The sequence below is a fragment of the Tistrella bauzanensis genome (genome assembly GCF_014636235.1).
Classification (GTDB): domain Bacteria; phylum Pseudomonadota; class Alphaproteobacteria; order Tistrellales; family Tistrellaceae; genus Tistrella; species Tistrella bauzanensis.
In genome coordinates, this window is record NZ_BMDZ01000024.1 from 1 (window position 1) to 25,385 (window position 25,385).

A 25,385-nucleotide genomic window follows, 5' to 3' on the forward strand; every position below is an offset into this window, starting at 1 on the left:
AGGACGGGCCGCCTCACGCCGTCCCAGGCGACGGTGACGCTCTAAACCAGCCCGCCGCGCTCATTGCGCGACAGCCTCCCAGGCTCTGGCCGGGCTGCGGCGGCCGCATCCGCGCCTGACGGTTGAAACGGTGCATGTCGCGCAGCATCCGCCAGTGGCCGGGATCGATCAGGTTGCGGGGGGTGACGAACAGCCCGGCCGGGCTGCCGCGATATTCATAAGTGCCGTCGCTCAGGCTGACCGCGAACGACATCTCGCTGGCGGTGGTCTCGGTGCCGATGGCATCGAACAGCCGGACCAGATTGGGGTAGTTGCGCTCGTTATAGACGATGAAGCCGGTATCGACCGGCACCGGATGATCCAGGCCCAGCGCCGGCCCGGCATCCCGCGTGTTGATATGGCCGCCGGCGCGGGGGCAGCGTTCCATCAGCACCACGGGCCGGCCCGAACGGGCCAGCGCCCAGGCCGCGGCAAGCCCGGCCCCGCCGCTGCCGATCACGGCGGTTGCAACCGCAGGGTCGTTGCCGCCGCCGGCGGCACTGGTGTCGCTCAAAGGCTGGTACATGGTCGGGGGCAACTCCTCAGAGCGCTGCGGCCGGTGTGTCGGCGGGGCCGGTGGTGGCGCGCAGGCCCGCGAAGGCCGCAAGGGCACGGTCGCGGGCATGGGCGTGATCGACGATCGGATGGGGATAGGTGGTGCCCAGAGTGACGCCGGCCGCCGTCAGCACGGATGCGGGGGCCGTCCAGGGCTTGTGCAGAAAGCGGTCGGGCAGGCGGGCGAGTTCGGGCACGAAGCGGCGGACATAGCGGCCGTCGGCATCGAATCGCTCGCCCTGAAGCACCGGGTTGAAGATGCGGAAATAGGGGGCGGCATCGGCGCCGGTGCCCGCCACCCACTGCCAGCTGGCGGTGTTGCTGGCCGGATCGGCATCGACCAGCGTGTCCCAGAACCAGGCTTCTCCCGTCGCCCAGTAGATCATCAGATGTTTGACAAGGAATGAAGCGGTGACCATCCGGACGCGATTATGCATCCAGCCGGTCTGCCACAGCTGGCGCATGCCGGCATCGACGATCGGATAGCCGGTCAGACCCCGCTGCCAGGCGGCGAGGCCCGCCGGATCGTCGCGCCAGGGAAAGGCGTCGAACTGGTGTTTCAGATTGCGCGTGGGCAGATGGGGAAAGTGATGCAGCAGGTGATAGGAGAATTCCCGCCAGCCAAGTTCGCCCAGGAAACCCTGCGCCGATGCCCGCGCCGGGCCGGACAGGCCCTCGGCCTCGATCCGATGGTGGACCGCATGCCAGATGGTGCGCGGCCCGATCTCGCCGAAACGCAGATGGGGCGACAGCCTTGAGGTGATGTCGGCGCCGGGGTGGTCGCGATCGGACTTGTAATCGGGCAGATGCCGGTCGAGGAAGTCGCCCAGACGCCTGCGGCCATCGGCCGATCCTGGTGTCCAGTCGCGGGCGATGCCGCCAGCCCAGTCGATGACCGGGGCGAGGCCGAATGCCGCCAACGGCACGCCGGCCGGTGCGGTCCCGGCCATGTCGATCTGCGCGGGCGCCGGCAGCGGTGCCGGCACCTGGCCCAGCGCACGGGCGGCGCGCCAGAACGGCGTGAACACCTGATAGGGCCCACCGGTCCTCGTGCGTACCGTCCAGGGTTCGTGCAGCAGCAGGGCGTTGTGGGACAGAAGCCGCACCCCGCGCGCCGCCAGCCGTTCGGTCAGCATCCGGTCGCGTGCAGCGCCTTCGGGGTCGTAGACCCGGTTGACCAGCACGCAATCGGCACCGGTCCGGTCGATCAGCCGATCGAGTTCGACCGCGGCCGGTCCTTTCAGGTACAGGAGATGCCCGCCGATGGCTCGCAGATCCTGGTCGAGTGCGGCCAGCGCATGATGCAGCCACCAGCGCGCGGCGCCGCCCGGTTTGCGGGGGGATGGCATGCCCTCCACCGCCGGGTCGTCGTCTTCGTGGATATAGACGCAGATCAGCCGGCGGCCGCTGGATGCGGCGCGGTGCAGGGCCGGATTGTCGGCGATGCGCAGATCCTGGCGGAACCAGACGACGGAAGGGCGGTCGTTCATCGGGCCTCGGATGCCGTGTCGGACAAGGGGCACGCCCAGGCATGGGCGCGGGTGGCGGCCGTGATGGCCGCTCCTTGTCCGACTATACGGACGGGCTCCGGCGCCGGATCACCGATCCCGTCGCGGGGCGTCGTCGTGTCGCGCCGGCGGTGCCGGGCGTGCCGACGGCGCCCGGCTGGTCAGCACCAGCCCGGCCAGAATGGCGATACCGCCCACCAGATGATGGACACCCAGCCGTTCCCCCAGGAACAGCATGCTCCACAGCGGCGTCAGGATCGGCATCAGATGCATGAACAGCCCGGCGCGGTTGGGGCCGATCGCCGCCACCGACCAGTTCCACAGGATATAGGCGATGATCGAGGGGAAGATCGCCACATAGGCGACCGCCGCGATGGTGGCAGGCGTGACCACCGGCAGGTGGCCGGCGATCGCCTCCGACGCGGCCAGCGGCGCCAGCGCCAGCATGCCGACCAGCATATTGGCCGCCAGCAGCGCGAAGGGGTGGACATGGGCCGGCTTGAAGCGCAGCGCCACGGAATAGATGCCCCAGCAGACCGTGGCGCCCAGGATCCACAGATCGCCTGCACCGATCTGAAGCGACAGCAGATGGGCAGGGTTGCCGCCGGCGACGATATAGGCGACGCCGCCGAACGACACGGCGACCCCCAACGCCTGGAAGCGGCTCATCCGTTCCACCCCGGCGACCGCGGCCATGATCGCGATCACGATCGGCATGGTGGCGTTGAGCAGAACCGCGTTGATCGCCGTGGTTCGTTCCAGCGCCAGATAGACGAAGGTGTTGTAGCCGGCAACCGAGGTGAGCCCCATCAGAAGCAGCTTGGGCCAGGCGCGGAGCAGCGACGGCCAGTCGCGGCGCAGATGCCGCCAGGCAAAGGGCAGAAAAATCAGCAAGGCGCCCAGCCAGCGCAGGAAAGACAGGGTCAGCGGCGGAATCTCGCCGGCGACGGCCCGGCCGACGACGAAATTGAACGACCAGAAGGTAACCGTCAGCGCCAGCGCCGCCATGGCGCGACGCCGGGTTGTCGCATCGGCGGCGGCGGGACTGGGATGTGCGGACACCGGCTGGAACCTTGGCAGGGGTGGAGGCAGAGATGGACGCGCGCGACTGCGGATGCCTGAACGACATGAGGCGCCGAACCTTAGCGGTTCGGCGCCTCATGGTCGAGTGCGTGCAGGGCTTGTTGCCGCTCGCGGTCGGCGGGCGCGTGGATCGGGTATATTGCGATGCAACATGATGCCGCGGTCCGCGCGAAGCCGGCGCGCCTGACGAGCCAGCCGTCAGCGATGGCGATCAGCGGGCGGCGAGGCCACCATGATGGCCACCGAACAGCCGCCCGATGCGGGCGGTGAGGGCGTCGATGCCGGCGGTGAAGGTCTGGGCGCGCAGCTGGCGGGCGTCGCGAATCAGCTGCTCGATCTCGTCCTGCGTGGGGATCTGGGCGATCTGGGTCTGAGTGTTGGCCATGGGACGGCTCCGGAGGTCGGCACCGGGGTGTCTGCCATGGGGAGGAGGAAGCTGGCAGGCGCCGCACCGGTGCGGGGTGTTTCGATACACCAAAGCTAGGCGCGGTCACCGGGTTTTCCCAATGCGGTTTTTGCAATGCAGCACACGCATTGCAGCGCACGCATGGAAGGCGTGCGGGGGTCGTCGCCGCCGGGCGGGCCGATAGCCCGGTCAGGCGCGCGGATGGCGGGATTTGGAGCGTGTCGCCGGCGCCTTGTCCCGCCCGCCCGCGACACCCGCCGCCGCCAGGGCCGCCGGTACATGGCGATGCATGATCTGGGCGATCAGATACTCGCGGCCGCCGGCGAAGATGTTGGGCAGCGCGATATCGGCTTCGATGCGGCCATCGGGCAGTTGCCGCTGTGGGCTCGGCCTGTGGGGGAACAGGCCGGCCGGGCCGGGCCGGGCGCCATGCACCGCCGGATCGATCCGCACCGCCAGCACGATCCCCATGAACCAGGCGCCCAGTGCCGAGCGCCGCATCTGGACATCCGCCCAGGGGATGGGGCGAGTGCTGCCAAGGAAAGGCGCCACCAGCCCGTCATCGGTCAGCAGCAGCACGGGCCCCGGCCGGCGGGCAAGATCCACCACCGCCCAGACCAGCGCGCCGGCGGCCCCCCCCAGCAGCAGCGCGAAGATCACCAGTGCCGCCGGATCCTCGATCGCGCCGCGCGCGGCCTGGACCACCAGCCACAGACAGGCGCCGATCCAGGCCGCCGAGACCACCAGAAGGCTGGCGATGCGCATCGGGCTCTTGTGGACGGCAACGGCCGGTGTTGCGGTCATGGGATGATCCTGTCGTCGTCATCGTCGGTGCTGGGGGCCGGCGGCTCAGAGGGCGTCGGCTCAGAGGGCGCCGGCTCAGGGGGCGTCTGGGGTTCGGCGCTCTGGCGTGCCCAAAGCCGGGCATAAAGGCCGCCGGCCGCGACCAGCGCCTCATGCCGCCCCTGTTCCACCACCCGGCCATCATCCAGCACCACGATCAGATCGGCATCGACCACGGTCGACAGGCGATGGGCGATGACCAGCATGGTGCGGCCACGGCCGGCGGTTGTCAGCTCATCGCGGATCAGGCCATCGCGGATCAGGGCCTCGGTGCGGGTGTCGAGGGCGGATGTCGCCTCGTCGAAGATCAGGATCGGCGGGTCTTTCAGCAGTGCGCGGGCAATGGCCACCCGCTGCTTCTCGCCGCCTGAGAGCTTCAGCCCGCGTTCACCCACCCGGCTGTTCAGACCATCGGGCAGCGAGGCGACCAGCGGCCCCAGTGCCGCCCGCTCGATCGCGGCCATGATCTCGTCGGTGGTGGCGTCGGGCCGGCCATAGGCGATGTTGTAGCCCAGCGTGTCGTTGAACAGCACAGGGTCCTGCGGCACCATGCCGACCGCATCGCGCAGGCTGGCCTGGGTGACCGCGCGCAGATCCTGGCCGTCGATCAGGATCGCGCCGCCATCCGGATCGAAGAACCGGAACATCAGCCGTGAAATTGTCGACTTGCCGGCGCCTGATGGCCCGACGATCGCGACCGTGGCGCCGGCGGGGGCGGTGAAATCCAGCCCCTTCAGGATCGGCCGGCGCGGGTCATAGCCGAAATCGACCGCCTGGAAGCGGATCTCGCCACCAGCGACCGCCAGCGCCGGGGCATCGGGCCGGTCGGCGACATCCGGCCGCACCGCCGCCAGCGCGAACATGGTTTCCATGTCGGTCAGCGCCTGACGCAACTGGCGATAGACGAAGCCCAGCACGTTCAGCGGCACATAAAGCTGGATCAGATAGGCGTTCACCGCCACGAAATCGCCAACCGTCATCTCGCCATCGGCGATGCCGCCGGCGGCCAGCATCATGATCGACACCAGACCGCCGGCAATGATCACCGCCTGGCCGACATTCAGCGCCGACAACGACAATTGCGACCGCACGGCCGCGACTTCATAAGCCGCCAGTGCCTGATCATAGCGGCCAGCCTCGCGCGCCTCGGCCCCGAAATACTTCACGGTCTCATAGTTCAGCAGGCTGTCCATCGCCCGGCCGCCGGCTTCCTGGTCGCGGGCATTCATCTCGCGCCGATGGATCACCCGCATCTCGGAGACGCGGATGGTGAAGGCCACATAGGTGCCGACGGTGGCCAGGGTAACGGCGGCGAAACGCCAGTCATACAGCCGCCACAAGACGCCAGCGACCAGCAGCATCTCGATCAGGGTGGGCACGATGCTGAACAGCACCGTCGACAGCAGGAACTGGATGCCCTGCACGCCGCGTTCGATGGCCCGCGCCAGCGCGCCGGTGCGCCGTTCCAGATGAAAGCGCAGGCTGAGCCGGTGCAGATGGCGGAAGACATCCAGCCCGGCGGCGCGGGTGGCATGCTGGGCGACGCGCGAGAAGATCGCGTCGCGCAATTCCCCCATCGCCTGCCCGGCAAGGCGGGCGACGCCATAGGCGACGATCAGCCCCACCGGCACCAGAACGGCGGTTGCCGCCGCCCCGCCTTTGGCACCCAGCGCATCGACCGCCTGCTTGTAGAACAGCGGCACGGTCAGCATCGCGGCCTTGGCCAGCAGCAGCGCCAGCACCGCCAGCACCACCCGGATCTTCATGTCGGGCCGGCCGCGCGGCCACAGATAGGGCAGCAGATCGCGGGTGGCGGCGAATTGCGGGCGCTCCACCGGTGTTGGCGGCAGGTCGGCGGGCATGCCGCCGCCGCGGCCCATACCGCGGCTCATGACAACGGGCCTCCGCTCATGCGCGCGGGTCGCTTCGGCGGGCCAAGTCGCGTCCGGGCACCAGGTCGCGTCCGGGCAATGGTGTGGGTCGATCGATCAAGACGGGGATCCTGTACGGGGCCGGGGCGAGCCTGCGCGCCATCTCGGGGGCGACGCGGCGGATCTCGACCAGACAGCTTTGTGCCGAGGGCGCCTGGGCGATCGGCGAGGTGCCGGCGTCCAGCGTCAGCAGATTGGGATTGCCATGGCGGCAGACCGGCCGGCCCTGGGCATCGGTGCCGTCCGGTCCGGCATCGGCCGGCGCCGGGTCGTACCACGCGCCGGTCGGCAGGGCCACAACGCCGGCCATGATGGTGGGGCAGATCCGCGCCGCGGCAAGGCAGGCGCCGCGATCGTTGAACACCATCACGCAATCGCCATCGGCGATGCCGCGCGCCGCCGCGTCGTCGGCATGTATGTCGATCCGCTCGCGCCCGCCCAGCTTCGCATCGGCCGAAGGGGCTGCGTGGTCCATCTGGCTGTGCAGGCGGGTCGCGGGCTGGGGCGAGAGCAGATGGAGCGGGAACCGGGCCACGGCACCGGCCGCACCCAGCCATTCATCGGCGGGCGTGAACACCGGGTGGGACGCCAGCCCCATGGCGGCGATCGCATCGGAGGCCAGCATGATCCGGCCATCGGGCGTGTTCAGGGGAGCTGTGGCCGGATCGGCGCGGAAGCGGGCAAGCCTGCCGGCACGCGTCTGGGCCGGCGCGTGCAAAGGGGCCGGGTCGATCCGGCCAAGCGCGCGCAAGGTGGCGAGATCGGGCAGGCCGGCATCGGCCGCGCGATAGTCCGCCCACAGCCGCTCAAGGGCGGCAGCCGCGGTCTCACCGCCATCGAAGGCGTTGCGGCAGCCCAGGCGGTCGGCGATGGCGGCCAGGATGGCGTGGTCGTCGCGGGCCTCGCCCACCGGTGGATGCCGGGGCTGCATGGCAATGATCGTGGCGCCGTGCAGCCCGCCGCCGATATCGGCGCGCTCCAGCGGGCCGGTCGCCGGCAGCACCAGATCGGCATGGGTTGCAGCCGATGTCCAGGCCATGTCCTGAACGATGATGGTGTCGGGCCTGGCCCAGGCGCGCCGCAGGCGGTTGATGTCCTGATGGTGATGGAACGGATTGCCGCCCGCCCACCAGACCAGCCGGATCTCGGGCAGGGTGATGCGGCGGCCGTCATGAAGGATGCGGCGGCCTGGATCGAGCAGGGCATCGGCGAAACGCGACACCGGAATCTCCATGCCGGCCGGATTGGGCAGGGGGCCGATCAGGCCCGGCCGGCGGCCGTTCTGCGGCATACCGAAGCCGCCGCCGGCACCATAACCGATGCCGACCCCGCCGCCATCCAGGCCGATCTGGCCAAGTGCCGCCGCCAGCGCGATGGCGGCCCAGACCGCCATTTCGCCATGCTGGTGGCGCTGGACCGCCCAGGCCATGGCGATCAGCACCCGGCCATCGGGGGCCGCCGCGGCATCGGCAAGCTGATGGGCCAGCGCCGTGATGGTGCCGGCCGGAATACCGGTGATCGCCGCCGCCCAGTCCGGCGTCTTCGGCGGGGTGCCGTCCTGGCCATGCAGATGGCGGCACAGCACCGGCCAGCCGCTGGTGAGCCTGTCCAGCGCCGGCTCGTCGATCAGGCCACCCACGTCAAGCTCATGCAGCAGAGCCAGGATCAAGGCTGTATCGGTGCCGGGGCGGATGGGCTGCCATGCGGCCTTGCCCGTGACGGCCGCGTCATCGGCGATCGGCGCCACGGTCAGCATCCGCATGCCACGGGCAAACCCCTGGTCGAGGGCGGCACCCACCCGGTGGCTGGCGACGCCACCCCAGTCGAGCTGGGCGTTCTTCAGCGGCATGCCGCCGAAGCTGAGGATCAGTCCGGTGCGGCTGGCGATCTGGTCCCAATCGGGTGCGGCGGCAGCCGCGGCGGCGAAATCCATCCCCAGGACATGCGGGATCATCCGTTCGGCCGCGCCATGGGAATAGGTGCCGGTGCCCATGGTGAAACCGCCGGCGGCGCCGAGCAGCCTGTGCAGATGAACGCGCGCCCGGTTGAACCATCCGGCCGATCCCCAGCCATAGCTGCCGCCATAGATCGCGGTCGGGCCATGAGTCCGGCGGATGCGGGCCAGTTCGGCGGCGGCCAGATCCAGCGCCTCGTCCCAGGGCAGTTCCACGAAGGGCTCGGTGCCGCGCCGGCCATGATGATCGGCACCGCCCTGATCGCCGGCCGCAGCACCCGATGTCCCAGCGCCCGCCCCGGCACCCTCTTCCATCGCCTTCAGCCAGCCGGCGCGTGCGGCGGGCCTGCGAATGCGCACGGCGTGATCGGGCCCGGCCAGCGCCGTACCCAGGATCGTGGGCGCGGGGTCGGCCGGATCGGGTTCCAGCGCCAGGGGCGCATGCGCCGTGGCCGGCCGCACCCGATAGGGGCCGAAATGGGTCATCACCCAGGCGGGGACGGTATCGGTGCCGCTGCTGTCTGTCATGATCGACAGACTAGCCGTGCCGCGATGGCGCCGAAAGAGGCATTGGCATCGGGGCGCCATGCTTTTCCCCCGAATCCGTGGAGAAGTCTGTGGACAACCGCTCCAAGCCCTTGACTCCATCCGTGCCGTTCAGGGTCTGCCCAAGAATCGGGCATTGGTGCCGGCCGTCCGGTCAAAAAAAAGCCTCGCACGGCGCGCGGCCGGCGAGGCTTGTCAAGTTTAGCATCAGCACCAATCGGGTAGGGTTCGTCCGGCACGGGTGACAGACGAACGGGATGCCGGGGAGTGGGAGCTGCCACCGGCATCACGGCTACACAACTCACCTTAGAAATTTCCAGGCAATGATGAAGTGACGGGTGTCACAGCCTCGGCGAAGTTCGCGCATTTTGCGTGATGGGGCCGGCTGCGTGATGGGGCCCGTTGCCTGATGAAGGCGGGCGGGCCGCGCACGGGCGTCAGGGGGCACTGGTGCCGGATGAGGGACTTGAACCCACAACCTTCCGCTTACAAGGCGGGTGCTCTACCAGTTGAGCTAATCCGGCTGGCTGCGCCGCGTCGACACAGGCTCTACATACCGCGTGGCGGCGCGCGCGACAAGACCGGCTGCTGTGAAACATGCGGCGACGGACCGCCCCCCAACATGAACGCCCCCCAACATGAACGCCCCCCAACATGAACGCATGTTCATCTTGGTGACACCGGCCGGTGAGGGCGGCGGTGCTTGAATGGCGATCGGGTCTTCCGCCGGCCCACGGCCCCCGCCGTGGTCATACCAAAGGATCAGCAGCCGATGACCAGTTCCGATCGCTCCCGCACAGCCATCAGCCCCCGTGACTTTTCGGCACGGCCCGTCGGGTCCGGCCGCGGCATCCGGCCGATCCGCCGCCTGGGCGCGGCCCTGATGGCCGGCGCCGCCCTGGCCCTGCCGCTGGCCGGGGTTGGCGGCACCATGCTGGCGCCGATGCCGGCCAGTGCCGCCCCCCTGCCGCAGAGCTTCGCGCCCCTGGCCGAGCAGGTGATGCCGGCGGTGGTGAACATCTCGACCACTCAGGAGGTGGAGCGGCCGGGCGGCCCGCAGGGCCTGCCCTTCGACCTGCCTGAAAACTCGCCGTTCCGCCAGTTCTTCGAGCCGTTCATGCAGAATGCGCCGCGCGATGCGCCGCGGGTGGTGAACGCGCTGGGTTCTGGCTTCATCATCGATCCCGATGGCTATGTCGTGACCAACAACCACGTCATCGACAGCGCCACCGAGATCAAGGTGACGCTGGAGGACAAGAGCCAGTATACCGCCAAGCTGATCGGCACCGATCCGCTGACCGATGTGGCGCTGCTGAAGATCGATGCGGGGCGCAAGCTGCCGGCGGTGAATTTCGGCGACAGCGACGCCGCCCGCGTGGGCGACTGGGTGCTGGCGGTGGGCAACCCCTTCGGCCTGGGTGGCAGCGTGACCGCCGGCATCGTATCGGCCCGCAACCGCAACATTCATGCCGGCCCCTATGACGATTTCCTTCAGATCGACGCCGCGATCAACCAGGGCAACAGCGGTGGCCCGGTGTTCAATGGCAATGGCGAGGTGATCGGCATCAACACGGCCATCGCCAGCCCGAATGGCGGCTCGGTGGGCATCGGCTTTTCGATTCCCGCCAAGATCGCCAGCCGGGTGGTGACCCAGTTGAAGGAGACCGGCAGCATCCAGCGTGGTTGGCTGGGCGTGGAGATCCAGCCGCTGACGCCCGAGATCGCCGAAGCGCTGGGCATGGACGAGCCGGCTGGTGCGCTGGTGGCCCGGGTGCTGCCGGGCAGCCCCGCCGGCGATGCCGGGCTTGAACGCGGCGATGTGGTGACCGGCGTCGATGGTCAGCCGGTGACGGATGCCCGTGATCTGACCCGACGGATCGGCGACATGCCGCCCGATCAGCGGATCACGCTGGATGTCCGCCGGGGCGGCGACAGCCGTCAGATCAAGGTGAAGCTGGGCGAGCGGCCACAAGATATGGCCAGTGTCCGTGGCGAGCCGGGCCAGGGCGGTGGCGCCGGCGAGGCCGTGGCATCGTTGGGCGTGCGGCTGGCGCCGCTGGACGATGCCCTGCGTCAGCGCCTGGGGATCGACCCGTCGGTGAACGGCGTGGCCGTGGTCGACATGCTGGCTCCGGATGCCGGCCCCGGGGGCCGTCCGGGCGGTGACGGTCCGGAGCTGCAGCCCGGCGATGTGATCGAGCAGGTCGGCGGTACCTCGGTCGACCGGCCGTCGCAGGTGACGGCGCTGGTCGACGAGGCGCGCGAGCGCGGCCGCGATCATGTCCTGCTGCTGGTGGCGCGGGGCAATGAGAGCCGCTTCGTGGCCGTGCCCATTCAGTAACCGGTGCATCAGTAACCGGTGCATCAGCCAACCTGGGCATCAGCCGCAGGCCGGCGGCTGAGACGGACGGCCGCAGGTTCCGGATATCGCGCGCATGGCCTTGTGGGGCAGACACAGGGGCCGGCCCGCGGGTGCCGGGGCTTGCGGGCGACGGCGGGCGGGTGCCACCATCGGCACCCGCCCGTTCGTGTTTTTCCGATCCGTCCGGGGTGTCTTCCGATCCGCCCGGCGCGTCTTCCGATCCGTCCGGCAAGGCCCGAGGTATCATGAAGATCCTGATCATCGAGGATGACGACCGCACCGCCGCCCAGGTCGCCCGCGCGCTGACCGAGGCGGGCCATGTCGTCGACCGCGCCGGCGACGGCCGTGACGGGCTGTTTCTGGCGACCGGCGGCGGCCACGACGTGATCGTGCTGGACCGGATGCTGCCGGGACTGGACGGGCTGGCGGTGCTGGGTGCCCTGCGCGGCGCCGGCCAGAGCGTGCCCGTGCTGATCCTGTCGGCGCTGGCCCATGTCGATGAACGGGTGCGGGGGCTGAAGGCGGGCGGCGACGACTATCTGTCGAAGCCCTTCGCGGCCGTGGAACTGGTGGCGCGGGTCGAGGCGCTGGGCCGGCGTCCCGCACAGGCGCAGGCCCGCGATCGGCTGGTGATCGCCGATCTGGACATCGACCTGCGCACCCGCCGCGTGACCCGTGCCGGCCGCGCCATCGATCTGCGCCCGCAGGAATACCGGCTGCTGGAATTCCTGATGCGCCATGACGGCCAGGTCGTGACCCGGGCGATGCTGTATGAGGGGGTGTGGGATTTCCATTTCGAGCCCCAGACCAATGTGGTCGAGGTCCATGTCAGCCGGCTGCGCCAGAAGATCGATCGCGGCTTCGGCCGGCCGCTGATCCGCACCCATCGCGGCGGCGGATATTCGATCGGCCTGACGGATGATGGCCCGGACGATGGTGTCTCCGATGATGGCAACCCGGATGGTGGGGACGCGGCGGCCGGTGGTGACCGTGACTGATGCAGCACAGGGCGGCGGCCTGTTCCGGCGGCTGCGGCGGACCTCGGCCGCGCGGATCGTGGCGCTGTATCTGGCCGTGTTCGTGGCCTCGACCGCGATCGTGCTGGGATCGGTCACCTGGGCGGCGCTGGCGCTGATCGACCGCCAGATCGACCAGACGCTGGATGCCGAGGTGCGCGGTCTTGCCGAGCAATACCGCCTTGAGGGGCTGGGCCGGCTGATCGAGGTGGTGCGGGCGCGGTCGGGTATCCGGTCGTCGGGCATCCGGTCGCCCGCCGGCCCCGGCGATCGTGGCGGCGGTCCCGGCCCCGGCGACAGCGGCATCGGCCTGGGCGGGATCTATCTGCTGGCCGCCCCCGACGGGGTGCCGATCGAGGGTACCTTGAGCGGCTGGCCGCGGGCCGCCGAGCGGGCCGCGGATGGCACGCTGGATGCCGAACTCGCCGATGGCCGCCGCGCGCGGATCCGGGTCTATCGCCTGGCCGGCGGCTTCCGGCTGCTGGTCGGGCGCGACCTGGCCGAGCGCGCCCGGTTCCGGGACCTGGTGGTCGAGGCGTCGTTCTGGTCGCTGGGGCTGGTGCTGGTGCTGGGGTTGTATGGCGGCTGGATCCTGGCGCGCCGGTCGCTGGCGCGGGTGGATGCGATGGCGCTGGCGGCACGCCGGATCGTCGGCGGCGACCTGGATGAACGGCTGCCCCGCGCCGGCAGTGGCGATGAATACGACCGTCTGGCCCAGGCGGTGAACGCCATGCTCGACGAAATCGGCCGGCTGATGACCGCGAGCCGGGTGGCATCGGATGCCATGGCCCATGATCTGCGCGGGCCGCTGGCGCGGGCGCGGGTGACGGTGGAAGCGGTGGCCCTGCGCCAGCCCGACCCGTCGGAGGCGCGTGCCGGGCTGGACGAGGCGCTGGCCGAGATCGACCGGGTGATCGCGACTTTCGAGGCGCTGACCGCGATCGGCCGCGCCGAAAGCGGTGCCGGGCGCACCGCCTGGTCGGATGTCGATCTGAGCGCGCTGGTCACCGAACTGGGCGAGATCTATGACCTGCTGTTCGAGGATGCCGGCCGGGTTCTGGCGGTGCATATCGCCCCGGGCATCGCCCGGCCGGGCGACCGGGCGCTGATGCAGCGGGCGGTTGCCAATCTGCTGGAAAACACCCTGAAGCATGGCGCCGGGCCGGTGGTGCTATCACTCGCCCGAGACGCGCATGATGATGCGATCGTGATCCGGGTCGCCGATCGGGGGCCGGGCGTGCCGGCGGCCGAGCGCGCGCGGGTCGTGGAGCGCTTCGCGCGGCTTGATCCGGCGCGCAGTCTGCCGGGAAGTGGTTTGGGCCTTGCACTTGTCGATGCCGTCACCCGGCTGCATGGCGGGCGACTGGTGCTGATGGACGCTGATGCCGGGACAGCCGGCACCGCCGGCGGCGCCGGGCCGGGGCTCGCCGTGGAGTTGAGGTTGCCGGCCGACGGCGGCGCGCCGCGGCCGGCCGAAAGCGAGCTGACGGCGGCTGGCGGTCAGGCTGACGAGGGCTTGGCGCCAGCCGAGGGCGTGGCGCCAAGCGGGGGCGTGGCGCCAAGCGGGGGCGTGGGGGCCGGCAGCGGCGTGCGGCCGGGGCCGAGCGCATAGAGCGCCACCGCGGTCGCCGTCGCCACGTTCAGGCTTTCCACCTGATCCGAAATCGGCAGCCGCACCAGCAGGTCGCAGGTCTCGCGGGTCAGCCGGCGCAGGCCCGGCCCCTCGGCGCCCATCACCAGCGCCAGCCGGTCGGGCAGGCCGGGCGCGCGGATATCGGCCGTGGCATGGCCGTCCAGCCCCACACACCACCAGCCCAGCCGCTTCAGGTCGTCGAGCGCCCGGGCGAGATTGCCGATCCGGATCAGCGGTACGGTTTCGAGCGTGCCGGAGGCCGCCTTGGCGAGCACAGCACTTTCCGGCGCCGCCCGGCGTTCGGTGGTGACCACGGCGACCGCCCCGAAGGCTGCGGCCGCACGCAGAATGGCGCCGACATTGTGCGGATCGGTAACCTGATCGAGCACCACGACCAGGCCGGTGCCGGAGGGTGCGCCGGCGGTCAGCGTCGCGTCAAGATCACGCTCGGGCAGGGGGGCCAGGTGCAGGGCGATGCCCTGATGGACCGCGTCCTCGCCGAAGCGGCGGTCGATATCGGCCCGCGATACGGCTTCCACGTCCAGGCCACGGCCGCGGGCCAGGGCCGCGAGCTTCGGGTCGCCTGCCGCTTCCGAGCGTTCTGCCACCATCAGACGGTGCAGGCTGCGGGCGGGGTTGGCGAGCGCCGCCTCGACCGCGTGGCGGCCATAGAACCACAGCCCGCCGCCATCGCCGCCACCCCCGCGGGGACGGTTCGGGCCGCTGCCCTGACGGCCCCGGGGGCCTGTGGATGAGCCGCTGCGTGACGGGCGATGACGATCTGGGTTTGACATCGGTCCTCGGTTTGGTTACGAACGCGCTACACCGCGCCGGACACGGCAGGGCACCAGACGAAACGCCGCCTGATCGGGCGATGTTTCGGCCGGAACGCCAGCCGGGTCAGGCTAACCCGCAGCAATGCGGGTCGCGTCGGATCGCCGGAGTGTGTCGATGGATTGCTTGCCCTGCAACATTCCCGTTGACTTCTTCCCGCGAATTTCCATAGTGCCGTCGCCAAGGCGCGGTGCAGGACGCACCCATGGAGGGGTGGCCGAGCGGTCAATGGCAGCAGACTGTAAATCTGCCGGGTTTTCCCTACGTTGGTTCAAATCCAACCCCCTCCACCACTTTTCTCCTGCAGCGCAGCTTGGTCGCGGATGCAGACGCGGGGCGTGCGGACCTCTTCGCCTGAAGGGGCGCGCGTCGCGCGCGGACGCGGGTGTAGCTCAATGGTAGAGCTCCAGCCTTCCAAGCTGGCTATGCGGGTTCGATTCCCGTCACCCGCTCCAAATCCCTGACGTCAGAGCCGCCCTCGCGAACATGTCTCCGGTTTCGATCGGGGGCTGGTTGCGTTTTGGGGGTCGTCTCGCGTCGTCTCAGTCGGTACAGCTCTCAAGTCGGGTTTGAGCAACGATGGGCAAGGAAAAGTTCGAGCGCAGCAAGCCGCACGTGAACATCGGGACGATCGGTCACGTGGACCATGGCAAGACGACGCTGACCGCTGCGATCACGAAGGTTCTGGCGCTGACCGGTGGTGCGACCTACACGTCGTACGACTCGATCGACAAGGCGCCGGAAGAGAAGGAACGCGGCATCACGATCAACACCGCACATGTCGAGTATCAGACGGAGAACCGTCATTACGCGCATGTGGATTGCCCGGGCCATGCCGACTACGTGAAGAACATGATCACGGGTGCGGCGCAGATGGACGGCGCGATCCTGGTCGTGTCGGCGGCGGACGGCCCGATGCCGCAGACCCGCGAGCACATCCTGCTGGCGCGTCAGGTCGGCGTTCCGGCGCTGGTCGTGTTCATGAACAAGGTCGATCAGGTCGACGACGAGGAGCTTCTGGAGCTTGTGGACATGGAAGTCCGCGAGCTGCTGTCGAGCTATGATTTCCCCGGCGACGACATTCCGATCATCATGGGCTCGGCGCTTGCCGCCATCGAAGGCCGTGACCCGGCGATCGGTGCCGACAAGATCCTTGAGCTGATGCGCGCGGTCGACGAATACATCCCGACCCCGGATCGTCCGAAGGATCAGCCGTTCCTGATGCCGATCGAGGACGTGTTCTCGATCTCGGGTCGCGGCACGGTGGTGACCGGTCGTATCGAGCGCGGCATCGTGAAGGTCGGCGAGGAAGTGTCGATCGTCGGTCTGCGTGACACCACGAAGACGACGGTGACCGGCGTCGAGATGTTCCGCAAACTGCTGGATCAGGGCGAGGCCGGCGACAATGTGGGCGTGCTGCTGCGCGGCACGAAGCGTGAGGATGTGGAGCGCGGCCAGGTTCTGGCCAAGCCGAACACGATCACCCCGCACACGGAGTTCGCGGCGGAAGCCTATATCCTGACCAAGGAAGAAGGCGGTCGTCACACCCCGTTCTTCACCAACTACCGTCCGCAGTTCTACTTCCGGACCACGGACGTGACCGGCGTGATCACGCTGCCGGAAGGCACCGAGATGGTCATGCCCGGCGACAACGTGTCGGTCATGGTCAAGCTGATCTCGCCGATCGCCATGGATGAGGGCCTGCGCTTCGCGATCCGCGAAGGTGGCCGCACCGTCGGCGCCGGCGTCGTCGCCAAGGTCATCGCCTGATCGACGGTAAGATTAAGCCCGACAGGCCGTTCGCGGACCGTCGGGCCCTGGTTCTGCGGCCCCTGCCAGGCTTCGTGCCGGGCAGGGGCCGCGGCATTTCGGCGCGGCGGTCCAGGGATGTTCATGGCATGACGCCTGCCGTCGGCATGGCGCGCATTTCCGGGCAAAATGCTGTCGAAAGCCCCTCGACAAGCGGGGCATGACGCGCTAGAAGGATGGCCCGTCCGCACCTGCGGATGACGGTGATCCTTGCCCGGCTGAGACATCTGGTCTGTCGGGTGGGGATCTGTCCTTCGGGCAGGCCGTGATCTTTGAAGGGCGCGATGTGTCCGGGCAACCGGGTGCGATCCGCGCGGCGGTGTAGGAGTGTAGCTCAATGGTAGAGCACCGGTCTCCAAAACCGGGGGCTGGGGGTTCGAGTCCCTCCACTCCTGCCATCCTTGTCGTCCGTGCGTGCGTGCGCCTGACCTCACGGCCGTCGATCTGATCGGCGGCAGATCCGGAACAGAGTAGCCATGGCCAAGACATCCCCCGGCGAATTCGTGCGCCAGGTTCGTCAGGAAGCGCGCCGCGTGACCTGGCCGACCCGCAAGGAAACGCTGATCACCACCGCCACCGTCTTCGTGATGGTGTTCGTCGCGGCGATGTTCTTCTTCGCCGCCGATCAGGTGATCGCCTGGGGCGTGCGGTTGATTCTCGGCCTCGGCGCCTGACCTTCATCGGAGACGGCACCATGGCGAGCAACTGGTACATCATCCACGTCTATTCGGGCTTCGAGAAGAAGGTCGCCCAGTCGATCCGCGAACAGGCTGTCCGCAAGGGCATGGAAGGTCTGCTCGAAGAGGTCCTGGTGCCGTCCGAGGATATCGTCGAAGTCCGCCGCGGCGTGAAGGTCAACACCGAGCGGAAGTTCTTCCCCGGCTATGTGCTGGTGAAGATGGAGCTGACCGACGACACCTGGCATCTGGTCAAGGACACCCCGAAGGTGACCGGCTTCCTGGGCGGCGGCGGCACCCGCCCGGTGCCGATCACCCAGGCGGAAGCCGACCGGATCATCAATCAGGTCAAGGAAGGCGTCGAGCGCCCGAAGCCGTCGATCACCTTCGAGATCGGCGAGCAGGTCCGGGTCTCGGACGGCCCCTTCACCTCGTTCAACGGTGTCGTCGAGGATGTCGACGACGAGCGGTCGCGGCTCAAGGTCGCCGTGTCGATCTTTGGTCGTTCGACCCCGGTGGAACTGGAATTCTCTCAGGTCGAGAAGGTCTGAGGCGAGAGCCAGACAACAAATTTCGGGCGAGGCGGGGCCGCAAGGCGCTGCGTCGCCCGCATCCGTTCGGCCCCGACGGGGCCGGCATCCGTCTGGCCCGCAGGGGCCGGCGGCGACCATCAGCGGGAGGTCCGGCCAGGGCCTGCGACCGCTACCCCTGTCTGACAAGAAGGGTCCAGACACATGGCAAAGAAGATTACCGGCTATGTCCGGCTTCAGGTGCCGGCCGGCAAGGCGAACCCCTCGCCGCCGATCGGCCCCGCGCTGGGTCAGCGCGGCCTGAACATCATGGAGTTCTGCAAGGCGTTCAACGCGCAGACCCAGGGTATGGAAGTCGGCATGCCGATCCCGGTGGTCATCACGGCCTTCCAGGACCGCAGCTTCACCTTCATTATGAAGAAGCCGCCGGTTTCCTACTACATCAAGAAGGCCGCCGGCATTTCCAAGGGCGGTGCCACCCCCGGCAAGGCCGAGGCCGGTTCCATCACTCTGGAGCAGATCGCCAAGATCGCCGAGGAGAAGATGGTCGACCTGAACGCGACCGATCTCGACGGCGCGGTTCAGATGGTGAAGGGCTCGGCCCGTTCCATGGGCCTCGTGGTGGTGGAGTGATCTGATGGCGTTCCACGGCAAGCGACTGAAGCAGGCCCGCGCGACCGTCGACCGTGAGACCCTCTACGGGCTCGACGCGGCGGTGGCGATGGTGAAGGCCAATGCGTCCGCGAAGTTCGACGAGACCGTCGAGGTTGCGGTCGGCCTGGGTGTTGACCCGCGCCATGCCGACCAGATGGTCCGTGGCGTGGTGCTGCTGCCCAACGGCACCGGCAAGAGCGTCCGCGTGGCGGTGTTTGCCCGCGGCGACAAGGCGGAAGAGGCCCGTGCGGCCGGCGCTGACGTCGTCGGTGCGGAAGATCTGGCCGAAGAGATCCTCGGCGGCAAGATCGACTTCGAGCGCGCGATCGCGACCCCGGACATGATGCCGATCGTCGGCCGTCTGGGCCGCGTTCTCGGCCCCCGCGGTCTGATGCCGAACCCGAAGCTCGGCACGGTCACCCCGAACGTCGCCGATGCGGTCAAGGCCGCCAAGGCTGGCCAGGTTGAATTCCGCGTCGAGAAGGCCGGCATCATCCATGGCGGCGTCGGCAAGGCGAGCTTCGACGAGGCCGCCCTGATCCAGAACATCCGCGCCTTCGTGGATGCGCTGGTCAAGGCCAAGCCGACCGGCGCCAAGGGCACCTATCTCCGCCGGGTGGCGCTCAGCTCCACCATGGGCCCGGGTGTCCGTGTCGACGTGGCCAATTTCTCGACCCAGCATGATCCGCGCGGCGGCAACGCCGCCTGATCACGACTGATCTGCCGTGCGGTGGTATCCAGCCCGCCGCACGGCACGCGTTTCCGCCGGCCGTTGATCTTTCGGGATCGGCTGCTGGCGACCAGAGACCGTCCTGTCCGAGACGGCAGGTGCCCCGGGTAACCGGGGCCTAAAGGGGGCGACCCCGCCTGTCCAGACGGCGAGAAATCGATCCGGCACGGCCCGTCTACACGGCCGATCCGGGCGGTTCGCAAACTCGCGGCAGGTGCGGACGGTGCCGCAAGGCACCACCGAGCCGTGATGCAGCCAGCCATGTCACCCCCCGCCGGGCATCTGCCGGGCGGGACGGGGCAGGGGGACGCCGCATCACATGGTAACCCACACGCGGAGACGAACCGTGGATCGTGCAAGCAAGGAAGAGCTGGTCGCCCAACTGCGCCAGTCCTTCACGTCCGCGGGCGTCGTGGTGGTGACCCATTACCGGGGCCTGACGGTGGCTGAGTCCACCCGGCTGCGGCTTGGGATGCGTGAAGTCGGCGCATCCTTCAAGGTCACCAAGAACACGCTCGCCCGCCTGGCACTCCAGGGAACGGCTTTCGAGGACATCACCCCGCTGTTCAACGGTCCGACCGCCATTGCGGTGTCGGCGGATCCGGTGGCAGCGGCCAAGGCCGTGATGAAGTTCGCCAAGACCAACGACAAGCTCGTGGTCGTCGGCGGCGGCATCATCGGTCAGTCCCTCGACGCCGCCGGCATCAAGGCCCTCGCGGACCTGCCGTCGCTCGACGAACTGCGCGGCAAGCTCATCGGTGTGCTTCAGGCACCGGCAAGCCGCATCGTCGGTGTGCTGCAGGCCCCCGGCGCCCAGGTCGCCCGGGTCCTCAAGGCCTATGCCGAGAAGGACCAGGAGGCAGCCTGATTGTCAGGCAGCCTTTCCCCGGACGTACAGACATCATCATGACCAGCCGCCATCACGGCGCATATGGACCGGCAGCCCCGCGGCGCCGGACCCTGGCTCTGACGGCTGGATCACCCGGATCGAAGTTCAGGAGTTACGAAAATGGCCGATCTCAATCGCCTTGTTGACGAGCTGTCCGCCCTCACCGTGATCGAGGCCGCCGAGCTGTCGAAGCTGCTCGAAGAGAAGTGGGGCGTGTCCGCCGCGGCCCCGGTCGCCGCCGTCGCCGCCGTCGCCGAGGCCGCGGCCCCGGTCGAGGAGAAGACCGAGTTCGACGTGATCCTCACCGACGCCGGTGACAAGAAGATCAACGTCATCAAGGAAGTCCGCGCCATCACCGGCCTTGGCCTGAAGGAAGCCAAGGATCTGGTCGAAGGCGCGCCGAAGGCGGTGAAGGAAGCGGTGACCAAGGACGAAGCCGCTGCCATCAAGAAGAAGCTGGAAGAGGCCGGTGCCAAGGTCGACGTGAAGTAATCACGCCGGTTTGCGTACCGCTCCTTCGGAGCGATCCGGCCGCCGGTCTTCATCGACCGGCGGCCGCCGCGCCGCCCGATCCCGGTTCCGGGGCGGGCGGCGTTGCCTTGCCCGCACCTCAGGCCGGCCGAGGCGCCAGCGGCAGATGGCCGTCCCCGGATGTGGTCGCCGGTCCCTTCTTGTGGGGCGGTTGAGGCTTTGCAGAAAATGCTTCCATCCCAGGGGTGGTTCGGGTATGTTTCCAGGCTCGCAAGTAGTGACAGGCAGCTTTGGCACCGCGGCAGGCTGGACTCAAACGGCATCTACTTACGGGTTTCATCGGGCGTCATGCGGGATCCGGCATGGCGCCGCAACCGCTTGCGTATCGGCCAACGGGAAACCGGCGGCGACATGCAGGCGATCGTCCCTCGGCGGAGGACGCGATCCCGTCATGGGCGGGCACGCAACGGGACTTGATGATGGATGGCTGGTCGGCTCATCGCGACGTGCGCATGCATGTCGGCGAGTGCCGGCCGTTTTCGTCAGCCAGGGACTGTCCGACGGTCTGCCCGACGCAGTCCGACTGCCTTAGAGGGCGATGAGTGCTGGATCGACCGATCGGGGATGGCCGGATATATGCCGGGATCCCGCGATCGGGGCGAGCGCATGAATTGACGGCGCTGACGCCGTAGAAAAACGGTTCGAGAGGAACGACGATGGCATACTCGTTTACGGGTCGCAAGCGCGTTCGGAAGAGCTTCGGTCGCATTCCCGAAGTCACGACGCTGCCGAACCTGATCGAGGTCCAGAAGAAGTCGTACGATCAGTTCCTTCAGCTCGACGCCGATCCGGCCCAGCGCCCGGACAGCGGCTTGCAGGGCGTGTTCAAGTCGGTTTTTCCGATCAAGGACTTCTCCGACCGCGCGACTCTTGAGTTTGTGCGGTACGAGCTTGAGACCCCCAAGTTCGATGTCGAGGAATGCCAGCAGCGCGGCATGACCTTCGCCGCGCCGCTGAAGGTGACGCTGCGTCTGGTCGTGTGGGACATCGACGAAGACACCGGCGCCCGGTCGATCCGCGACATCAAGGAGCAGGACGTCTACATGGGCGATATGCCGCTCATGACGGACAAGGGCACCTTCATCGTCAACGGCACCGAGCGGGTCATCGTCAGCCAGATGCACCGGTCGCCCGGCGTGTTCTTCGACCACGACCGTGGCAAGACCCATGCATCGGGCAAGCTGCTCTATGCGGCGCGCATCATTCCCTATCGCGGTTCCTGGCTCGATTTCGAGTTCGACGCGAAGGATCTGGTCTATGTGCGGATCGACCGGCGCCGCAAGCTGCCGTCGACGACGCTGCTGCGCGCGCTCGGCTTCAACAACGAGCAGGTGCTGTCGACCTTCTACAACACCATCGTCTATGAGCGCAGCGCCAAGGGCTGGCAGACTCCGTTCGCCGAAGAGCGGCTGCGCGGCATCAAGCTGGCCCGCGACCTGATCGACGCCGAGACCGGCGAGGTCGTCGCCGAGGCTGGTCGCAAGCTGGCGCCGCGGGTGATCCGCAAGCTGGTCGAAAGCGGTCTGAAGTCGTTCCTGGTGTCGCCGGAAGATCTGATCGGCGCCTATGCCGGCGAAGACATCATCGATGAGAATACCGGCGAAGTGCTGGTCGAGGCGGGCGACGAGCTGACCGCCGAGCATCTGGTGAAGCTGGAAGAGCTGGGCATCACCCGCCTGCCGACGCTGGCGATCGACCACATCAACATCGGCGCCTATATGCGCAACACGTTGATGCTGGACCGCAACGATACCCGCGACGAAGCGCTGATGAACATCTACCGGGTGATGCGCCCGGGTGAGCCGCCGACCCCTGAGACCGCCGAGGCCCTGTTCGAGAGCCTGTTCTTCGACAGCGAGCGCTATGATCTCTCGGCCGTCGGCCGGGTGAAGATGAACATGCGCCTCAGCCTCGATACCGACGACAGCGTCCGGGTTCTGCGTCGCGAGGATATTCTCGCGGTGATCAAGACCCTGGTCGATCTGAAGGACGGCAAGGGCGAGATCGACGACATCGATCATCTCGGCAACCGCCGCGTGCGGTCGGTCGGCGAGTTGATGGAGAACCAGTACCGCATCGGTCTGCTGCGCATGGAGCGGGCGATCAAGGAGCGGATGGGCTCGGTCGATATCGAGTCGGTCATGCCGCACGACCTGATCAACGCCAAGCCGGCCGCCGCCGCGGTGCGTGAATTCTTCGGCTCGTCGCAGCTGTCGCAGTTCATGGACCAGACCAACCCGCTGTCCGAGATCACCCATAAGCGCCGCCTGTCGGCCTTGGGCCCAGGCGGTCTGACCCGTGAACGCGCCGGCTTCGAAGTCCGCGACATTCATCCGACGCATTACGGCCGCATCTGCCCGATCGAGACGCCGGAAGGCCCGAATATCGGTCTGATCAACAGCCTGGCCACCTATGCGCGGGTGAACAAATACGGCTTCATCGAAAGCCCCTATCGCAAGGTGATCGACGGTCGCGTCAGCGACGAGGTCGTGTACCTGTCGGCGATGGAGGAAGGCCGCTACACCATTGCGCAGGCGAATGCGGATCTCGACGACGAGGGTCGTTTCACCAGCGAACTGGTGACCTGCCGCGAGATGGGCGAATTCGTGATGTCGCCGCGTGAACAGATCACGCATATCGACGTCTCGCCCAAGCAACTGGTGTCGGTCGCGGCCTCGCTGATCCCGTTCCTTGAGAACGACGACGCGAACCGCGCGCTGATGGGCTCGAACATGCAGCGTCAGGCGGTGCCGCTGATCCGCTCGGAGGCGCCGCTGGTCGGCACCGGCATCGAGCCGATCGTGGCCCGCGATTCGGGCGTCGCCCTGGCTGCGCGCCGGGGGGGCGTGATCGACCAGGTCGATGCGACCCGTATCGTGATCCGCGTCACCGATGGTGATGGCGCCACGAACGGTGTCGACATCTACAAGCTGTCGAAGTTCCAGCGCTCGAACCAGAACACCTGCATCAATCAGCGTCCGCTGGTGAAGGTGGGCGAGAAGATCATGGCCGGCGACATCATCGCCGACGGCCCGTCGACCGAACTTGGCGACCTCGCCCTCGGCCGGAACGTGCTCGTCGCGTTCATGCCGTGGATGGGCTACAACTTCGAGGACTCGATCCTCATCTCGGAACGCATCGTCTCGGACGATGTCTTCACCTCGATCCATATCGAGGAATTCGAGGTGATGGCCCGTGACACGAAGCTGGGCCCAGAGGAAATCACCCGCGACATCCCGAATGTCGGTGAGGAAGGCCTCCGCAATCTGGACGAGGCCGGCATCACCTATATCGGGGCCGAAGTGAAGGCCGGCGACATCCTGGTCGGCAAGGTCACGCCCAAGGGCGAAAGCCCGATGACCCCGGAAGAAAAGCTGCTGCGCGCGATCTTCGGCGAGAAGGCGGCGAATGTCCGCGACACCTCGCTGCGTGTCCCGCCGGGAGTGACCGGCACAGTCGTCGAGGTGCGGGTGTTCTCGCGTCGCGGCGTCGACAAGGACCAGCGCGCGTTGGCGATCGAGCGTGAAGAGATCGATCGTCTGGCCAAGGACCGCGACGACGAACGCGCGATTCTGGAACGCAACGCCTATCGCCAGCTCCGCGATCTGCTCGACGGTCAGAAGATCGTTGGTGGCCCGCGCGGCATCCGCGCCGGTGAGATTATCACCGATGAGGTGCTGGGCAGCTTCACCCGTGGCCAGTGGTGGCAGATCGCCGTCGCCGACGAGGCGCGGATGGTCGATATCGAGGCGGTGAAGAAGCAGCTCGACCAGCGGGTCGATCTGCTCCAGAAGCGCTTCGAGAACAAGGTCGAGAAGCTGCAGCGCGGCGACGAACTGCCGCCCGGCGTGCTCAAGATGGTCAAGGTCTTCATCGCCGTGAAGCGTAAGCTTCAGCCCGGTGACAAGATGGCCGGCCGTCATGGCAATAAGGGCGTCATCTCGCGGATCATGCCGATCGAGGACATGCCCTATCTGGAAGATGGCGGCAATGTCGACATCGTGCTGAACCCGCTGGGCGTGCCCAGCCGCATGAATGTCGGTCAGATCCTTGAAACCCATCTGGGCTGGGCCTCGGCCGGGCTCGGTCGCAAGATCGGCAAGATCGTCGAGGAAATGGGGCGCGGCAAGACCACCGACGACCTGCGTGGCTATCTCAAGCACGTCTATGAGCGTGAGAGCGATTGCCGCGAGATCGACGACATGTCCGAGCCCGACCTGATGGAGCTGGCCGGCAACCTGAAGCGCGGCGTGCCGATGGCGACGCCGGTGTTCGACGGTGCCAACGAGGCGGATGTGGTGCGCATGCTGGAAGAGGCCGGGCTCGACAGCTCCGGTCAGGTCCAGCTGATCGACGGCCGGACGGGCGAGCCCTTCGACCGCAAGGTCACGGTCGGCTACATTTATATGCTGAAGCTGCACCATCTGGTCGACGACAAGATCCACGCCCGGTCCATCGGCCCCTACAGCCTCGTCACCCAGCAGCCGCTGGGCGGCAAGGCGCATTTCGGCGGTCAGCGGTTCGGTGAAATGGAAGTGTGGGCGCTCCAGGCCTATGGGGCCGCCTATACGCTCCAGGAAATGCTGACGGTGAAATCCGACGACGTTTCCGGCCGCACCAAGATCTACGAGGCGATCGTCAAGGGTGACGATACCTTCGAGGCAGGTATTCCTGAGAGCTTCAACGTGCTCGTCAAGGAAATCCAGGCCCTCGGCCTCGATGTCGAACTGGTCCGGAACGACTGAGGCCATCGGCCCGGCCGATCTCCGGCGCGGCGGATGGATATGGCTGCCATATCCGCCCGTCGCGCCGTCCGCACTCCGCAGATCCTGCGGAAGCCGCGCTAAGGGAGAGC

The 25,385-nt window shown here is 68.0% G+C and carries 19 protein-coding genes and 4 tRNA genes; 14 read left to right on the forward strand and 9 right to left on the reverse strand.

Annotated elements, in window-relative coordinates; genetic code table 11:
- Window positions 1-13 precede the first annotated feature (13 nt).
- From IEW15_RS11330 to IEW15_RS11365, 8 genes are all read right to left on the reverse strand, one after another.
- Window positions 14-565, reverse strand: coding sequence for an FAD-dependent oxidoreductase (locus IEW15_RS11330; RefSeq protein ID WP_188577905.1), 552 nt, complete (start codon window positions 563-565; stop codon window positions 14-16).
- Window positions 566-581: 16 nt separating this feature from the next.
- Entirely contained in the window at window positions 582-2,084 is a 1,503-nt protein-coding gene (locus IEW15_RS11335) for a cryptochrome/photolyase family protein (RefSeq protein WP_188577906.1), read from the reverse strand.
- 108 nt (window positions 2,085-2,192) lie between these two features.
- Window positions 2,193-3,164 (reverse strand): DMT family transporter, encoded by a 972-nt coding sequence (locus IEW15_RS11340; RefSeq protein ID WP_188577908.1) that lies wholly within the window; start codon window positions 3,162-3,164, stop codon window positions 2,193-2,195.
- A gap of 232 nt (window positions 3,165-3,396) precedes the next feature.
- Window positions 3,397-3,570 (reverse strand): RSP_7527 family protein, encoded by a 174-nt coding sequence (locus tag IEW15_RS11345; protein WP_188577910.1) that lies wholly within the window; start codon window positions 3,568-3,570, stop codon window positions 3,397-3,399.
- A 210-nt stretch (window positions 3,571-3,780) separates the two neighbouring features.
- A complete protein-coding gene (locus IEW15_RS11350; protein WP_188577912.1) occupies window positions 3,781-4,395 on the reverse strand; it encodes a hypothetical protein in 615 nt (204 codons plus the stop codon).
- Window positions 4,392-6,326 carry an ABCB family ABC transporter ATP-binding protein/permease gene (locus IEW15_RS11355; protein ID WP_372402626.1) on the reverse strand — a complete coding sequence of 645 codons (1,935 nt, stop codon included), beginning with the start codon at window positions 6,324-6,326 and terminating at the stop codon, window positions 4,392-4,394. The genes IEW15_RS11350 and IEW15_RS11355 overlap by 4 nt, the downstream gene beginning before the upstream one ends.
- Window positions 6,327-6,342: 16 nt before the next feature.
- Complete coding sequence (locus IEW15_RS11360; RefSeq protein WP_188577914.1) at window positions 6,343-8,847, reverse strand: molybdopterin-dependent oxidoreductase; 2,505 nt, start codon at window positions 8,845-8,847, stop codon at window positions 6,343-6,345.
- Window positions 8,848-9,313: 466 nt separating this feature from the next.
- A tRNA-Thr gene (locus tag IEW15_RS11365) sits at window positions 9,314-9,389 on the reverse strand.
- 248 nt (window positions 9,390-9,637) lie between these two features.
- On the opposite strand from IEW15_RS11365, the gene IEW15_RS11370 reads away from it, so the two are divergent.
- The 3 genes from IEW15_RS11370 (at window position 9,638) to IEW15_RS11380 (ending at window position 13,855) form a co-directional block, all read left to right on the forward strand.
- The gene (locus IEW15_RS11370; protein WP_188577916.1) at window positions 9,638-11,206 is read left to right on the forward strand and encodes a DegQ family serine endoprotease; all 1,569 of its coding nucleotides are present in this window, start codon (window positions 9,638-9,640) and stop codon (window positions 11,204-11,206) included.
- Window positions 11,207-11,472: 266 nt separating this feature from the next.
- A complete protein-coding gene (locus IEW15_RS11375; protein WP_229708027.1) occupies window positions 11,473-12,225 on the forward strand; it encodes a response regulator transcription factor in 753 nt (250 codons plus the stop codon).
- Window positions 12,212-13,855 (forward strand): sensor histidine kinase, encoded by a 1,644-nt coding sequence (locus tag IEW15_RS11380; RefSeq protein WP_188577917.1) that lies wholly within the window; start codon window positions 12,212-12,214, stop codon window positions 13,853-13,855. The genes IEW15_RS11375 and IEW15_RS11380 overlap by 14 nt, the downstream gene beginning before the upstream one ends.
- Here IEW15_RS11380 and rlmB read toward each other — a convergent pair.
- Window positions 13,744-14,670, reverse strand: a complete 927-nt coding sequence (gene rlmB, locus IEW15_RS11385; RefSeq protein ID WP_188577919.1) for a 23S rRNA (guanosine(2251)-2'-O)-methyltransferase RlmB — start codon at window positions 14,668-14,670, stop codon at window positions 13,744-13,746. The two genes, IEW15_RS11380 and rlmB, sit on opposite strands and share 112 nt — an antisense overlap.
- A gap of 247 nt (window positions 14,671-14,917) precedes the next feature.
- On the opposite strand from rlmB, the gene IEW15_RS11390 reads away from it, so the two are divergent.
- The 11 genes from IEW15_RS11390 to rpoB all read left to right on the forward strand — a co-directional run bounded on the left by IEW15_RS11390 (window position 14,918) and on the right by rpoB (window position 25,275).
- Window positions 14,918-15,003 (forward strand) — tRNA-Tyr (locus IEW15_RS11390).
- 88 nt (window positions 15,004-15,091) lie between these two features.
- Window positions 15,092-15,165, forward strand: a tRNA-Gly gene (locus tag IEW15_RS11395).
- Window positions 15,166-15,289: 124 nt separating this feature from the next.
- Window positions 15,290-16,480 carry an elongation factor Tu gene (gene tuf, locus IEW15_RS11400; RefSeq protein ID WP_188577922.1) on the forward strand — a complete coding sequence of 397 codons (1,191 nt, stop codon included), beginning with the start codon at window positions 15,290-15,292 and terminating at the stop codon, window positions 16,478-16,480.
- Window positions 16,481-16,842: 362 nt separating this feature from the next.
- A tRNA-Trp gene (locus tag IEW15_RS11405) sits at window positions 16,843-16,917 on the forward strand.
- A gap of 78 nt (window positions 16,918-16,995) precedes the next feature.
- Window positions 16,996-17,193 (forward strand): preprotein translocase subunit SecE, encoded by a 198-nt coding sequence (gene secE / locus IEW15_RS11410; protein ID WP_188577923.1) that lies wholly within the window; start codon window positions 16,996-16,998, stop codon window positions 17,191-17,193.
- 20 nt (window positions 17,194-17,213) lie between these two features.
- Entirely contained in the window at window positions 17,214-17,747 is a 534-nt protein-coding gene (gene nusG / locus IEW15_RS11415) for a transcription termination/antitermination protein NusG (RefSeq protein WP_188577925.1), read from the forward strand.
- Between the two features lie 183 nt (window positions 17,748-17,930).
- Window positions 17,931-18,359, forward strand: coding sequence for a 50S ribosomal protein L11 (rplK, locus tag IEW15_RS11420; protein ID WP_188577927.1), 429 nt, complete (start codon window positions 17,931-17,933; stop codon window positions 18,357-18,359).
- Window positions 18,360-18,363: 4 nt separating this feature from the next.
- Window positions 18,364-19,089 carry a 50S ribosomal protein L1 gene (rplA, locus tag IEW15_RS11425; RefSeq protein WP_188577928.1) on the forward strand — a complete coding sequence of 242 codons (726 nt, stop codon included), beginning with the start codon at window positions 18,364-18,366 and terminating at the stop codon, window positions 19,087-19,089.
- A 367-nt stretch (window positions 19,090-19,456) separates the two neighbouring features.
- Complete coding sequence (gene rplJ, locus IEW15_RS11430; protein ID WP_188577930.1) at window positions 19,457-19,978, forward strand: 50S ribosomal protein L10; 522 nt, start codon at window positions 19,457-19,459, stop codon at window positions 19,976-19,978.
- 141 nt (window positions 19,979-20,119) lie between these two features.
- Window positions 20,120-20,491, forward strand: a complete 372-nt coding sequence (gene rplL, locus IEW15_RS11435; RefSeq protein WP_188577932.1) for a 50S ribosomal protein L7/L12 — start codon at window positions 20,120-20,122, stop codon at window positions 20,489-20,491.
- Window positions 20,492-21,186: 695 nt separating this feature from the next.
- Entirely contained in the window at window positions 21,187-25,275 is a 4,089-nt protein-coding gene (rpoB, locus tag IEW15_RS11440; protein WP_188577934.1) for a DNA-directed RNA polymerase subunit beta, read from the forward strand.
- The last annotated feature ends 110 nt before the right edge of the window (window positions 25,276-25,385 follow it).